The organism is Xenorhabdus sp. SGI240, assembly GCF_040081915.1.
Lineage (GTDB): Bacteria > Pseudomonadota > Gammaproteobacteria > Enterobacterales > Enterobacteriaceae > Xenorhabdus > Xenorhabdus bakwenae.
This window is the reverse complement of the sequence record NZ_JBEBMB010000019.1, coordinates 1-14,912: the sequence shown is the minus strand read 5'-3', so window position 1 is coordinate 14,912 and position 14,912 is coordinate 1. Positions and strand designations below refer to the sequence as shown.

At 43.1% G+C, this 14,912-nt stretch carries 11 protein-coding genes; 5 read left to right on the top strand and 6 right to left on the bottom strand.

Translation table 11 applies throughout. The features are described from left to right. Positions 1 to 119 precede the first annotated feature (119 nt). From ihfB to ansB, 6 genes are all read right to left on the bottom strand, one after another. Entirely contained in the window at positions 120 to 410 is a 291-nt protein-coding gene (ihfB, locus tag ABLA76_RS04585; RefSeq protein ID WP_047767557.1) for an integration host factor subunit beta, read from the bottom strand. Positions 411 to 484: 74 nt separating this feature from the next. Further along, a complete protein-coding gene (gene rpsA / locus ABLA76_RS04580; protein ID WP_047767555.1) occupies positions 485 to 2,158 on the bottom strand; it encodes a 30S ribosomal protein S1 in 1,674 nt (557 codons plus the stop codon). A gap of 199 nt (positions 2,159 to 2,357) precedes the next feature. Beyond that, a complete protein-coding gene (gene cmk / locus ABLA76_RS04575) occupies positions 2,358 to 3,044 on the bottom strand; it encodes a (d)CMP kinase (protein ID WP_348987073.1) in 687 nt (228 codons plus the stop codon). 170 nt (positions 3,045 to 3,214) lie between these two features. Continuing rightward, entirely contained in the window at positions 3,215 to 4,522 is a 1,308-nt protein-coding gene (aroA, locus tag ABLA76_RS04570; RefSeq protein ID WP_348987033.1) for a 3-phosphoshikimate 1-carboxyvinyltransferase, read from the bottom strand. A 92-nt stretch (positions 4,523 to 4,614) separates the two neighbouring features. Further along, positions 4,615 to 5,703, bottom strand: a complete 1,089-nt coding sequence (gene serC, locus ABLA76_RS04565; RefSeq protein WP_348987032.1) for a 3-phosphoserine/phosphohydroxythreonine transaminase — start codon at positions 5,701 to 5,703, stop codon at positions 4,615 to 4,617. A 419-nt stretch (positions 5,704 to 6,122) separates the two neighbouring features. Continuing rightward, entirely contained in the window at positions 6,123 to 7,166 is a 1,044-nt protein-coding gene (ansB, locus tag ABLA76_RS04560) for an L-asparaginase 2 (protein WP_348987031.1), read from the bottom strand. A gap of 146 nt (positions 7,167 to 7,312) precedes the next feature. Here ansB and ycaO point away from each other — a divergent pair, with 146 nt between their 5' ends. From ycaO to ABLA76_RS04535, 5 genes are all read left to right on the top strand, one after another. Continuing rightward, positions 7,313 to 9,076: a 30S ribosomal protein S12 methylthiotransferase accessory factor YcaO gene (gene ycaO, locus ABLA76_RS04555; RefSeq protein ID WP_348987030.1), complete on the top strand. Its 1,764-nt coding sequence runs from the start codon at positions 7,313 to 7,315 to the stop codon at positions 9,074 to 9,076. A gap of 426 nt (positions 9,077 to 9,502) precedes the next feature. Next, positions 9,503 to 10,360: a formate transporter FocA gene (gene focA, locus ABLA76_RS04550; protein ID WP_047767543.1), complete on the top strand. Its 858-nt coding sequence runs from the start codon at positions 9,503 to 9,505 to the stop codon at positions 10,358 to 10,360. A 54-nt stretch (positions 10,361 to 10,414) separates the two neighbouring features. Beyond that, complete coding sequence (gene pflB / locus ABLA76_RS04545) at positions 10,415 to 12,697, top strand: formate C-acetyltransferase (protein ID WP_348987029.1); 2,283 nt, start codon at positions 10,415 to 10,417, stop codon at positions 12,695 to 12,697. A gap of 80 nt (positions 12,698 to 12,777) precedes the next feature. Then, a complete protein-coding gene (pflA, locus tag ABLA76_RS04540; RefSeq protein WP_047767539.1) occupies positions 12,778 to 13,518 on the top strand; it encodes a pyruvate formate lyase 1-activating protein in 741 nt (246 codons plus the stop codon). 429 nt (positions 13,519 to 13,947) lie between these two features. After that, positions 13,948 to 14,766: a BPSS1780 family membrane protein gene (locus ABLA76_RS04535; protein ID WP_348987028.1), complete on the top strand. Its 819-nt coding sequence runs from the start codon at positions 13,948 to 13,950 to the stop codon at positions 14,764 to 14,766. Positions 14,767 to 14,912: the final 146 nt, after the last annotated feature.

Below are 14,912 nucleotides of genomic sequence, written 5' to 3'. Positions count from 1 at the left end.
AGAAGAAACGATACCAAAAAAATACGTCTATTCTCACAAAAACCAGAGAAACAAAATTTGGGTATACAAAAAACGGCACCCTAGGGTGCCGTTAGTTTAATTAAGTAATAACTGATATCTTAGCTATCGCTATAGATATTCACGCGGTCACGTAACTCTTTACCGGGTTTAAAGTGGGGGACATATTTGCCGTCCAATTCCACTTTTTCACCTGTTTTGGGGTTACGCCCCACACGCGGAGCCCGGTAGTGAAGAGAAAAGCTGCCGAATCCGCGAACTTCAATACGTTCACCTGCGGCTAGTGTTTCTGCCATATGATCAAGCATTTCTTTCACTGCATCTTCAACGGCTTTGGCCGGCATGTGAGATTGCTGCTCTGCAAGTCTTTCGATTAATTCAGACTTGGTCATGGTACCTCCCTAAACTACCGTATTCGGGTAATATTCTCATTATAGAGAATATTACCCGTCGTTATTGACTTAGATTATTCGCCTTTAGCTGCTTTGAAAGCTTCAGCCATTGCGTTGTTAGCAAAGTTTGTGTCTTCTTGTTTGTTCACAGAAGCGATAGCGTCTTTTTCATCAGCTTCGTCTTTTGCACGAACAGACAGGTTGATTATGCGGTTTTTGCGATCAACGCCAACATATTTAGCTTCAACTTCATCGCCAACGTTCAGAACTTGAGTTGCATCTTCAATGCGGTCACGAGAAGCTTCTGATGCACGCAGGTAACCTTCAACGCCGTCAGCTAATTCAACTGTAGCACCTTTTGCGTCAACTGCAGTGACTTTACCAGTAACAATTGTACCTTTCTTGTTTACAGACAGGTAATTGTTGAATGGATCTTCTGCCAGTTGTTTGACACCCAGAGAGATACGCTCACGCTCTGCATCTACTTGCAGAACTACAGCAGCGATTTCGTCGCCTTTCTTGTATTCACGAACTGCTTCTTCACCTGCAACGTTCCAGGAGATGTCGGACAGGTGAACCAGACCGTCGATGCCGCCTTCCAGACCAATGAAGATACCAAAGTCAGTAATAGACTTGATCTTACCTTCAACGCGATCGTTCTTGTTGTGCGTTTCAGCAAATTGTTGCCAAGGGTTAGATTTGCACTGTTTCAGGCCCAGGGAGATACGACGACGTTCTTCGTCAATATCCAGAACCATAACTTCCACAACGTCACCCACGTTAACAACTTTGGATGGGTGGATGTTTTTGTTGGTCCAATCCATTTCTGAAACGTGTACCAGACCTTCAACGCCTTCTTCGATTTCAACGAAGCAGCCATAATCAGTCAGGTTAGTTACGCGACCAGTCAGTTTAGTACTTTCTGGATAACGTTTAGCGATTGCTACCCATGGATCTTCACCCAATTGTTTCAGACCCAGAGATACGCGAGTACGCTCACGGTCGAATTTCAGTACTTTAACTGTGATTTCATCGCCCACATTGACAATTTCGCTTGGATGTTTAACACGTTTCCAAGCCATATCAGTAATGTGCAGCAGGCCATCAACGCCGCCCAGATCAACGAATGCACCGTAGTCAGTCAGGTTCTTAACGATACCTTTAACTTCCATGCCTTCTTGCAGGTTTTCCAGCAGCTGATCGCGTTCTGCGCTGTTTTCAGATTCGATAACTGCACGACGAGAAACAACTACGTTGTTGCGTTTCTGATCCAGCTTGATGACTTTGAACTCAAGCTCTTTGCCTTCAAGGTGAGCAGTGTCACGAACTGGGCGAACGTCAACCAGTGAACCTGGCAGGAACGCACGGATACCGTTCAGTTCTACAGTGAAGCCACCTTTTACTTTGCCATTGATAATACCAGTGACAGTTTCAGCTTCTTCGTATGCTTTTTCCAGCATCAGCCATGCTTCGTGACGTTTCGCTTTCTCACGAGACAAGACAGTTTCACCGAAACCATCTTCCACCGCATCCAAAGCTACGTCGATTTCATCGCCAACTTGGATTTCCAGCTCACCTTGAGCATTTTTGAATTGTTCTACAGGAATTGCAGATTCTGATTTCAGGCCTGCGTCAACCAATACAACGTCTTTATCGATAGCAACCACGACACCACGGACGATGGCACCTGGACGAGTTTCGATAGTCTGTAGGGATTCTTCAAAGAGTTGAGCAAAAGATTCTGTCATGTTTATGATCTTCAAGATTCTTAATTAACGTCCATTTAGCTTCCCGCCGAATGGGGTTGTTTTACATACCTCGCAACTTTTTCCTTTTCCCTGTTACAAGGTGTTTTAGTGTACCAGAATATTTCACTACCAATACACCAGAATTCTATATACATCTTCTTGATACACTACTGCAATAGTGTACTTGAAAAATTAACAATTATGCGGATATTTCCAGCGCGTTTCTCGCATAAGCCAGTGCATTATCAATTACTTCTTCGATAGACATGCTGGTCGAGTCCAGGATTAATGCATCTTGTGCAGGCACTAAGGGTGCGACTGCCCGATTGCGATCACGATAATCCCGCTCTTGTATCTCGGACAAAAGATTTTCAAAGTTAACACTAAAACCTTTCTCCTGCAACTGTAACATACGTCTGCGGGCGCGTTCTTCTGCACTTGCATCAAGAAATATTTTCACCGGCGCATCAGGAAATACGACCGTTCCCATATCACGACCATCAGCTATCAGCCCAGGTGCAATGCGGAAGGCTCTCTGCCGACGTAAGAGTGCTTCACGGACACGTGGGAATGTTGCCGCCTGTGAAGCCGTATTTCCAACGGTTTCGGTACGAATTTCATTGCTGACATCTTCGCCTTCCAGAATGACCCGGAGTTTGCCATTTGCAGGTACAAAACGAACATCCAGGTTTGCAGCCAGAGGAACCAGTGCGTCTTCAGACTGGATATCCACCTGATGATGGATGGCAGCCAGGGCCAATACACGATAAATGGCACCTGAATCAAGCAACTGCCAATTTAACGTTTCAGCCAATGCCTGACATAGTGTTCCCTTGCCAGCACCACTTGGCCCATCAACGGTTATTACTGGGGCTATCGCCGCCATCATTATCCTCCTTTTCGCATAACATTCGTATAACAGACAGATCATTTACCGAATGCAAAAAATTGCTCAATTAGCAAGCAATAAAACCTGTCCTATTATACGCGCTCAATAGATGAGAGAAACAGGGAAAGCCCGTTTATTTCTATCCCTACCGATTTTTGCTTCTCCATTTATTTTGCGTACTGGCTGAGTTTTTCAAGCTGATTGAAATAGTCTGGGAATGTCTTTGCTGTACAGTCTGGATCAAGGATAGTGACTGGCGTATCCGACAGAGCTACCAACGAAAAACACATCGCAATGCGATGATCATTATAAGTCTCAATTTCAGCATGATTAAGTTTTTCTGGCGGAGAAATTCGAATATAATCATGTCCCTCTTCCACTTCGGCACCTATTTTTTTTAATTCAGTTGCCATTGCATTTAGCCGATCGGTTTCTTTTACCCGCCAATTGTAGATATTGCGGATAACAGTTTCTCCCTGTGCAAACAACGCGGTTGTCGCAATCGTCATTGCCGCATCAGGAATAGCATTCATATCCATATCAATGCCTGCCAATGTACCGCGTTCGCATTCGACAAAATCGTCCCCCCAACGAATCGTTGCCCCCATCTGTTCCAACACATTGGCAAATTTGGTATCCCCTTGCAGGCTATTTCTGCCAATGCCCGTGACACGAACGATCCCGCCTTTAATTGCCGCCGCAGCCAGAAAATAAGATGCCGATGAAGCATCGCCTTCTACCAGATACTGCCCCGGAGACAAATATTGCTGCCGGCCTTTAATGTGAAAAACCTGATATTGTTCATTGTCTACCGTTACACCAAAACTTTTCATCAGTGCCAATGTAATATCAATATAAGGTTTAGAAACCAAATCACCTTGTATGTGGATTTCCGTGTCGTTTTTTGCCAATGGCGCTGCCATCAACAAAGCGGTCAGAAACTGGCTGGAAACAGTGCCATCAACGGTAACTTTTCCACCTGAAAATCCCCCTTTGATATGTAAAGGCGGGTAATTTTCCTGTTCAAGATAATCAATTTCTGCCCCTCCTTGACGCAATGCATCGACCAAGTGACCAATTGGACGTTCTTTCATCCGCGGTTCACCGGTCAATACCACGCTTATGCCACTGTCTCCCAAACTGCTGTCCCCTAAACATAGAGCCGCAGCCAATGGGCGCATTGCTGTACCCGCATTGCCCAGAAACAGTTCAATATCATTTTTGCCCGTCATGCACCCGCCAATGCCATCGACTTCACAGATAGTACGATCGGCAGAAAGACGATAGGAAATACCCAATACAGCCAGAGCATTGAGCATGTAACGGATATCATCGCTGTCCAACAAATTGGTCAATCGGGTTGTTCCCTTAGCAAGAGCTGCGAGTAACAAAGCGCGGTTAGAAACGCTTTTAGAGCCAGGCAAGTTAATCGTTCCATTAATATGGGAAACAGGTTGTAACGTCAGGGATTGCATAATAGAGAGGAATCTCCAGATATGATTTTAGTTTTTAGGATAGATCGAGGATTTTGAGATCGGGAGGTTTTATCCCTCCCGACGATAAAAAATTATGCGTTGCGGCGTTCAAAATCAGCCATAAATTCAACCAATGCGTTCACACCCTCATAAGGCATAGCGTTATAAATCGAAGCACGAGCGCCACCCGCAACTTTGTGCCCTTTCAATGCATGTAACCCGTGTGCATAGGCTTTCTCCAGAAACTGACCATCTAACGCTGGGTTAGCCAGTTGGAAGGGGACATTCATGATAGAACGGTTTTGAGGAGCAACATGGTTGATATACAATTTGCTGTTATCAACGGCATGATAGAGGTGTTTCGCTTTAGCATGATTGCGTTTACTGATCTCTTGTAGCCCTCCCTGCTCTTTCAACCACTTGAATACCCTACCAGACAGATACCATGCAAATGTCGGCGGCGTGTTATACATAGAGTCGTATTGAACCTGCACAGTATAATCCAGAATAGATGGCGTATGCGGGTGTGCTTTACCCAGGAGATCTTCACGAATAATAACGACGGTAATCCCTGCTGGCCCGATATTTTTTTGTGCCCCGGCATAAACAACACCATAACGGCTAACATCAATAGGGGCTGAAAGGATGGTTGAAGAATAATCGGCTATGACAATTTTATCGTCACCAAAATCAGGCTCTTCAAAAATAGCAATGCCTTCAATCGTTTCATTAGGACAATAATGAATATAGGCAGCGTCACTGCTTAAGGCCCATTCACTCATTGGCTTCACACTTTTGACGCCGTCCGTTTCTGTTCTGATATCAATGATGTTTGGCGTGCAATATTTTTCTGCTTCTTGCGCTGCACATTCAGACCAGTAACCACTAACAATATAATCTGCTGTCGATTTATCACCCAGTAAATTCAGTGGTAATGCCGAAAATTGCCCACGAGCACCGCCGTGACAAAACAGCACCTTGTAATTCTCAGGTATTGCTAATAAATCTCGGAGATCTTTTTCTGCTTCTGCCGCAACAGCCACAAATTCTTTGCTGCGGTGACTAATTTCCATTACAGATGTCCCCAAGCCGTGCCAGTTGCAAAGTTCCTGTTCTGCACGTCGTAACACTTCTGCCGGCAACATAGCTGGGCCAGCGCTGAAATTATATACCTGACTCATTAACTTCACCCTATCAATGGATACAATAAAATCGGACGTATTGGTTTTATCATTCTCGCCCTGCCGCTGCAATAATTATTGAACATTTGTTACAAGAGACAGTATCACTTTCTGATAGACTCTCTTATTATAAATAACGCAATGAATTATAAATAAAATAACAATCGTTCAGGAAAGACAATCTGGATAATATCAGCCTTATTTAATACCAAAGAATAAAAAGCCATTTATACCCATCCAACTTCAAGATGCGTGTTATATTTCCCCGTGCAACGGGGAAATATAAAGCCTCGCGTCGTCTTGCGGATTACAACTTGAAGTTCATCGAGTATAAAAGATAATTTATCTAAAAAAATACGAATAAAAAAGAATATAAAAAGGCGCATTAAATGCGCCTTTTTATATCGTTAAATCAGGAATTAATACTGACTAAACATTTCCTGAATTTTTTCTACATCAGAAGTTTGCGTCAGAGCCAATTGCAGAAGAACGCGGGCTTTCTGTGGGTTCAAACGCTCTGAAGCCACAAAGCCATATTTGCTGTCGTTAACTTCAGCATTTTGGGTCGTGTAGCCGAAAGGAATACGGCTGGAACGAACAACAACAACACCCTCTTTAGCTGCTTTAGACAACGTGTCAAGAATAGATTTATAGATGTTACCGTTACCTACACCTGCGCTGATAATACCCTGATAGCCATTTTCAGCGAACGCTTTTGCTGGCAGATCAGAGGCGTTGGAGTAGTTATAAACAATACCTACTTTCGGCAACTTATCCAGTTTGCTCACATCAAAAACTTCTTTGTTCGCTTTTACTGGTGCCGCAGAATAATAGCGTACTTTGCCATTGTGAACGAAGCCCTGTGCACCCGCATTCACAGCCTGAAACGCCTGAACTTCCGTTGTGCTCAGTTTACCGATATCACGGCCATGAATAACGGAATCATTCATCGCCAGCAGCACACCACGGTTTGCCGAATTTTTATCAGCTGCAACAACCACAGCGTTGTACAGGTTCAACGGACCGTCAGCCCCCAGCGCTGTAGATGGACGCATTGCGCCAACCATCACAATAGGCTTCTGGCATTGGGTAGTCAGATCGAGGAAATACGCCGTTTCTTCCATGGTATCAGTACCGTGGGTGATCACAAACCCGTCGGTTTTGTCACAATCTGCATTGATTTTCTTCGCCAGAGTCAACCATACCTGATCGTTCATGTCCTGAGAACCGATGCTGACAACCTGCTCGCCTTTCAAATCAGCAATATTTTTAATTGCCGGTACAGCATTCAGCAGAGCATCAATGCCTACTTTACCCGCTGTATAATTAGATTGCGTTGCGGATTCACCACCCCCAGCAATTGTGCCCCCTGTTGCCAAAACAGTAACGTTTGGCAAAGCGAATGCAGAACCGCTAACTAAAGCCAGAAAACCGGCTATTGCTGTTATTTTAGTCTTTTTCATTATTCAACCTCTTGTAAAAAAGCCATTTTATTATGTAAACCAAGAATAAATAAACTCTAATTAACAATAATTTTTGGGAATTGATAGAGCGGATAAAAAAAACGCCGTATGATATGCGCCTTTAACATAATTTGAAGTGAACCACGATGACGCAAACCTATATCCCAGGCAAAGACGCCGCGTTAGAGGACTCCATTAATCGCTTTCAGCACAAACTGAAGTCCCTCGGTTTTAATATTGAAGAAGCCTCATGGCTGAATCCTGTCCCGAATGTTTGGTCAGTACATATCCGCGATCACGACTGTCCACTGTGCTTTACCAACGGCAAGGGAGCCAGCAAGAAAGCGGCATTGGCTTCTGCACTGGGAGAATATTTTGAGCGCTTGTCGACAAACTATTTCTTTGCTGATTTTTATCTGGGTAATACCGTTGCCAATGGCGAGTTTGTTCATTACCCAGATGAAAAATGGTTCCCGTTGCCAGAAGATGACTCTCTGCCAAAAGGTATCTTAGACGAACGCCTGCATCGTTTTTACAACCCAGATAACGCGCTCTGTGCCAGCCAGTTAGTGGATCTGCAATCGGGCAATGAAGAGCGGGGGATCTGTGCCCTGCCATTTACCCGCCAGTCAGATAATCAAACGATTTATATTCCAATGAATATTATCGGAAATCTGTATGTTTCAAACGGTATGTCAGCTGGCAATACCATGAACGAAGCACGTGTACAGGGATTATCTGAAGTATTCGAGCGCTATGTGAAAAATCGCATTATCGCAGAATGCATCAGCCTACCTGAAATTCCACAAGATATTATGAATCGCTACCCAAGCGTCGTTGAATCAGTCAATAAGTTGCAGGAAGAAGGTTTCCCACTCTATTGTTACGATGCCTCACTGGGTGGACAGTTCCCGGTCATTTGCGTCGTCCTGTTCAATCCTGATAATGGCACGTGTTTTGCCTCCTTTGGTGCCCATCCCGATTTTGGTGTTGCACTGGAGCGTACAGTCACAGAACTGTTGCAAGGCAGGAGCCTGAAAGATCTGGATGTCTTCACCCCACCAAGCTTTGATAATGAGGAAGTGTCTGAACATACTAATCTGGAAACGCATTTTATTGATTCAAGCGGTGTAATTAGTTGGGATCTATTCAAGCAAGATGCTGACTATGCGTTTGTTGACTGGAATTTCAGCGGAGCAACAGAAGAAGAGTTCGACACCCTGATGGAGATCTTCAATAAACTGGATGCTGAAGTTTATATTGCTGATTATGAGCACCTTGACGTTTATGCCTGCCGCATTCTGGTGCCTGGTATGTCAGATATTTATCCGGTGGAAGATCTGCACATTGCCAATAACACTATGGGGAGCCATCTGCGCGACACCATTCTGGCATTGCCGGAGAGTCAATGGCAGTCAGAAGAATATCTGGCTCTCCTCGAACAGTTAGATGATGAAGGCTTGGATGACTTTACCCGTGTCCGTGAGTTATTGGGCATTGCAGTGGGTAAAGATAACGGTTGGAGCAACCTGCGTATCGGCGAATTGAAATCTATGCTGGCACTGGCTGGTAAAGATTTGGAGCAAGCTTTGATTTGGGTTGAGTGGACACAGGATTTCAATGCTTCTGTTTTCACCACTGAACGAGCTAACTATTATCGCTGCCTGCAAACGTTGTTACTGTTAACCCAAGAAGAAGATCGCCAACCAGATCAATATTATCAGGCATTTGTAAAAATGTACGGTCAGGGTACTGTTGATACTGCCTCTGCTGCCATTGCCGGAGAAAACAGCTTCTATGGTCTGTGGACTATTGATTTAGAATTAAAAGCATTGCCTGCCCATCAGGCATTATTAGATGCTTATGAGAAGTTGCAAAAAGCCAAACGTGAATTTTGGGCGAATAAATAACCCATCGCATGAGCGCTTATACGCGATAAACTTCAAGTTGCAATCCGCAAGACGACGCGAGGCCTTATATTTCCCCGCTGCACGGGGAAATATAATACGCATCTTGAAGTTGGATGGGTATATGACCATAAAAAGTAAAATACAGGTTAAATACAATTTATTTTTAGATAACAAATAAATGACAATTTAACCTGTTATTTTACTTTTAATATCTAACAGGCCAAAACTGCTTATATAAAATATTTTTATAAATTTTAAAAAATATTTTCCTTTAAAAATCATATCATTAATCTTACATCACCACATTTAGGCTGTCATATCTCATCAGACTTTCGGTCTAATATGATCCATATCAAATTCAGGTCAATCCCCGTTTGTTACTATCAACGCGTGCTATGATTAACTAAGGATAAAGAGAGTGTTAGGATGAAAACTGACAACCCTTTCAATTTATTTTCACCTGCTGTAATGGCACAAATCGCTGATGATATTGGTGTATATAAAGTCAATAAACATCCCGCAGTGACTTATTTATCGGCAATCATGGCAGGTGCATTTATTTCCATCGCTTTTGTTTTTTATATTACAGCAACAACAGGAACCTCTTCCATTCCCTATGGGGTAGCTAAATTAACGGGTGGGATCTGTTTTTCCCTTGGTTTGATGTTAGTGGTGATATGTGGCGTCGATCTCTTCACTTCCACTGTGTTGACGATCATTTCAAAAGCAACAGGACGTATTACCTGGTCTCAAATGTTCAAAAACTGGATTAACGTCTACATCGGTAATTTAATTGGCGCCCTGTTTTTCGTCGCTTTGGTCTGGTATTCCGGCCAATATACTGTCGCCAATGGTACTTGGGGGCTAAATGTATTACAAACAGCAGATCATAAAATGCATCACTCCTTTATTGAGGCTGTATGTCTGGGTATTTTAGCTAATCTGATGGTATGTCTTGCTGTCTGGATGAGCTATGCCGGACGCAGTCTGATCGATAAGTTATTCGCGTTGATCCTGCCAATCGGTATGTTTGTCGCCAGCGGTTTTGAGCACAGTATCGCTAACATGTTTTTAATTCCGTTCGGGATCATTATCAAAAACTTCGCACCCGATGAATTTTGGCTGAAAACAGGGACAAGTCCTGAACGATTTCCACAACTTAATGTTTCAAGCTTTATTACCGATAACCTGATCCCTGTCACGATAGGTAACATTATTGGTGGTGCGGTATTGGTTGGGTTGACCTATTGGTTGATTTATTTACGTGGCGGCAAAAATCATTAATTCGCCTCCAAGTCAGGTTTCTTAAAAATTCCACTGTTAAAAGGTAGAAGTATCATGTCCGAGTTAAACGAAAAATTCTCAGTAGCATGGCAAGGCTTTAACGAGGGTAGCTGGCAGAATGAAGTCAACGTCCGTGATTTTATTCAGAAAAACTATACCCCGTATGAAGGTAATGAATCATTCCTTGCGGGTGCCACAGAAGCGACAAAAGCTTTGTGGGAAAAAGTCATGGAAGGTATCAAAATCGAAAACCTCACCCATGCGCCGCTAGACTTTGATACTGACATTGCGTCTACAATTACCTCTCATGATGCGGGCTATATTGAAAAAGATCTAGAGCAAATCGTTGGTCTGCAAACCGAAGCGCCCCTGAAACGTGCCATTATTCCATTTGGTGGCATTAAAATGGTTGAAAGTTCTTGTAAAGCCTACAACCGTGAACTGGACCCAACACTGAAACAAATTTTCACTGAGTATCGTAAGACTCATAATCAGGGGGTATTTGATGTCTACACCCCTGATATCCTGAAATGCCGTAAATCTGGTGTATTGACTGGCTTGCCTGATGCCTATGGCCGTGGGCGCATCATCGGTGATTACCGTCGCGTTGCGTTGTATGGTATCGACTTTCTGCGTGATGAGAAATTTGCCCAATTCACTTCCCTACAGGAAAAACTGGAAAATGGCGAGGATTTGGAAGCGACCATTCGCCTGCGCGAAGAACTGGTTGAACAACATCGCGCGCTTGGCCAAATCAAAGAGATGGCAGCTAAATATGGCTATGATATTGCCAATCCCGCTACCAATGCCCAACAAGCCGTGCAATGGACTTATTTCGCCTATCTGGCAGCCGTTAAATCCCAAAACGGTGCTGCAATGTCCTTTGGTCGTGTTTCCACCTTCCTGGATATCTACATCGAACGTGATATCCAGGCAGGTAAGTTGACTGAACAACAAGCCCAAGAACTGATCGACCATTTAGTCATGAAACTGCGTATGGTGCGTTTCCTGCGTACTCCAGAATATGATGAACTGTTCTCTGGTGACCCAATTTGGGCAACCGAATCACTGGCAGGTATGGGTTTGGATGGACGTACTCTGGTCACCAAAAACAGTTTCCGTTTCCTGCATACGCTATATACCATGGGACCATCCCCAGAGCCTAACATGACCATCCTGTGGTCTGAAAAACTGCCTACTGACTTTAAAAAGTTTGCAGCAAAAGTTTCAATCGATACTTCATCCCTGCAATACGAAAATGACGACCTGATGCGCCCTGATTTCAACAGCGATGATTACGCTATCGCGTGCTGTGTCAGCCCAATGGTGGTTGGTAAACAAATGCAGTTCTTTGGTGCCCGTGCAAACCTTGCAAAAACCATGCTATATGCCATCAACGGCGGTGTGGATGAAAAAATGAAAATGCAGGTTGGCCCGAAAGAAGAGCCAATGAAAGACGCTGTGCTGGATTATGACAAGGTTATGGCACGGATGGATCATTTCATGGACTGGCTGGCAAAACAGTATGTCACTGCCCTGAATATCATCCACTATATGCATGATAAATACAGCTATGAAGCTTCATTAATGGCACTGCACGATCGTGATGTACACCGTACCATGGCATGTGGTATCGCCGGTCTCTCTGTTGCTGCTGACTCATTATCTGCCATTAAATATGCGAAAGTTTCCCCAATCCGCGATGAGGATGGTCTGGCAATTGATTTCAACATTGAAGGTGAATACCCACAATTCGGTAACAACGATCAGCGTGTCGATGATATCGCGTGTGATCTGGTTGAACGTTTCATGAAGAAAATTCAGAAGCTGCAAACATATCGCAAAGCTGTTCCAACTCAGTCTGTACTGACCATTACCTCAAACGTGGTTTATGGTAAGAAAACGGGGAATACCCCTGATGGACGTCGTGCTGGCGCACCATTTGGACCTGGTGCCAACCCAATGCACGGACGCGATCAAAAAGGGGCAGTTGCTTCATTGACTTCGGTCGCTAAACTGCCGTTTGCTTATGCCAAAGACGGTATTTCATACACTTTCTCTATCGTACCTAATGCACTGGGTAAAGATGATGAAGTCCGTAAAGCAAATCTGGCGGGTCTGATGGATGGTTATTTCCATCACGAAGCAGATATCGAAGGTGGACAGCATTTAAACATTAACGTGATGAACCGTGAAATGCTGTTGGATGCCATGGAAAATCCTGAGAAATACCCGCAATTGACGATTCGCGTCTCGGGTTACGCTGTGCGGTTTAATTCTTTGACGAAAGAACAGCAACGAGATGTTATTACCCGGACATTTACTCAAACCATGTAATTATTAAAAATGACAGACAATAAAGGCACCCTAATACCTGGGGGCCTTTATTAGCTTGCTAGTTTTGGAGAAGTCCTTTTATGTCCGTACTTGGTCGTATCCACTCTTTTGAATCTTGCGGAACCGTAGATGGTCCCGGTATCCGCTTTATCGCGTTTTTCCAGGGTTGCCTTATGCGCTGCCTCTATTGCCATAACCGTGATACCTGGGATACCCATGGCGGAAAAACGGTAACAGTTGAAGAATTAATAAAAGAAGCTACGACCTATCGCCATTTTATGAATGCTTCGGGGGGTGGAGTTACCGCTTCCGGTGGTGAAGCCATTCTTCAGGCCGAATTTGTTCGTGACTGGTTCAGGGCTTGCCATGAAGAAGGCATTCACACTTGCCTAGATACCAATGGCTTTGTTCGCCGTTACGATCCGGTGATTGATGAACTACTGGATGCTACCGATCTGGTTATGCTGGATTTAAAACAACTTAATGATGATATTCACCAAAAATTGATCGGTGTATCCAATCATCGAACCCTCGAATTTGCACGTTATCTGGCAAAACGTAATCAGAAAACCTGGGTCCGTTATGTTGTCGTTCCTGGTTGGTCGGATGATGATCAATCCGTTCATTTACTGGGTGAGTTCACCAAAGATATGAAAAATATTGAAAAAATAGAGCTATTACCTTACCACGAACTGGGTAAACATAAATGGATTGCTATGGGAGAAGACTATAAACTGGAAGGTGTCAAACCTCCTCCAAAAGAAACAATGGAGCGGGTAAAAGAAATTTTAAGAAGTTATGGGCACCACGTGATTTATTAGATTCATTTCCACTTACATTGTTTGTTCCCTCTATGAACGTTGCAAACTTTGATCATATCAGGCTGGATACACCTGATATGATCAAAGTAAACCTTAAATCAGAACAACTTACTCACAATGTGTAAAATATTTTATTCTAAAAACACACCATATCTGATGCCAAAAATAAAATCATTTACTTTATGTAAAGATAAATTAGGAAATTAAGTCAAAATCACATCAGAATAATTAATAAAATAAGTCGCGCGTATTCATTATTACCGATAGAAACACCTCTTTCTCCACCGGCAAGGATTGAAATCAATACTTGTTGATTAATAATTTTTATATGATAATCCCTCTGTTTTCTATAACGATTTGCGTCAATTAAATAGAAATAGAGAAAAATCAATTCAGTAATTGCTATTCAGCAAAATAAATCGGAAAAATATGGATACTCAAGATATGAATCTCAATTCAGGAGAGAATTGCGTCTCTCTGAGCAAGGAAAAGGATACATTCATTCCTGGTGGTCATGCTGTAAGAGCTGGAACGGCAACAGAGTGGATTAGTAATGCTTGGGAAATGTTTAAAGCAAAGCCAATGAAATGGATACTGCTAACCTTAATCTATTTCGCTATAATGCTAGCCCTGCAGCAATTCATGCCTACCATCAGTATTGTCGCTGCTTTGTTTAGTTCAGTATTTATTGCTGGATTTATTGCTGCCAGTGAAAAACAGCGAACAGCGGGTGATTTTGACATAGAATTACTTTTCTATGGGTTTAAAAATAAGCTCGGTTCATTAGTTGCTGTTGGTGCGCTAGCCTTCGGCATAAATGTACTTGGTATCATTGCTGCTGTTATACTTGGAGGGACAAGCCTATTTCAAATATTTTGGGCAGGACCGGAATCAGACCCAATGCTAATAATGGGTGGTCTTTCTACTTTAACGCTGGCAATGCTGGTTGTGTTGTTCTTTAGCATCGTTGCCCTTGCATTTAGCTGGTTTGCTCCTGCTCTGATTATCATTAATGATTTAAAATTTGGCGAAGCAGTATCAATGAGCTTGAGTGCAGTAAAGAAAAATCTATTCGGTGGTTTTCTGTTCTTCTTACTGATGGGCATTCTGATGTTTATTTCTGCAATTCCACTTGGTTTAGGTTTGCTTGTTACTTTACCTATGTTTATGGCGACCTATTATACCACTTATCGCAGCATTTTTTATGCGCCAAAAAGCCAAGAGACAAAATCTCACTTAATCAATTAAATATTTTCCAATAGATATTGATATGTAAAAAGCGCTATTTTTAGCGCTTTTTTATTACTATTCAATGACACTTTTTGTCCCAAACTTGGTATGCCGGTGCTGATGGGGATTATCTATGGTGTTATTAATTTAACCCGAATTCTGGA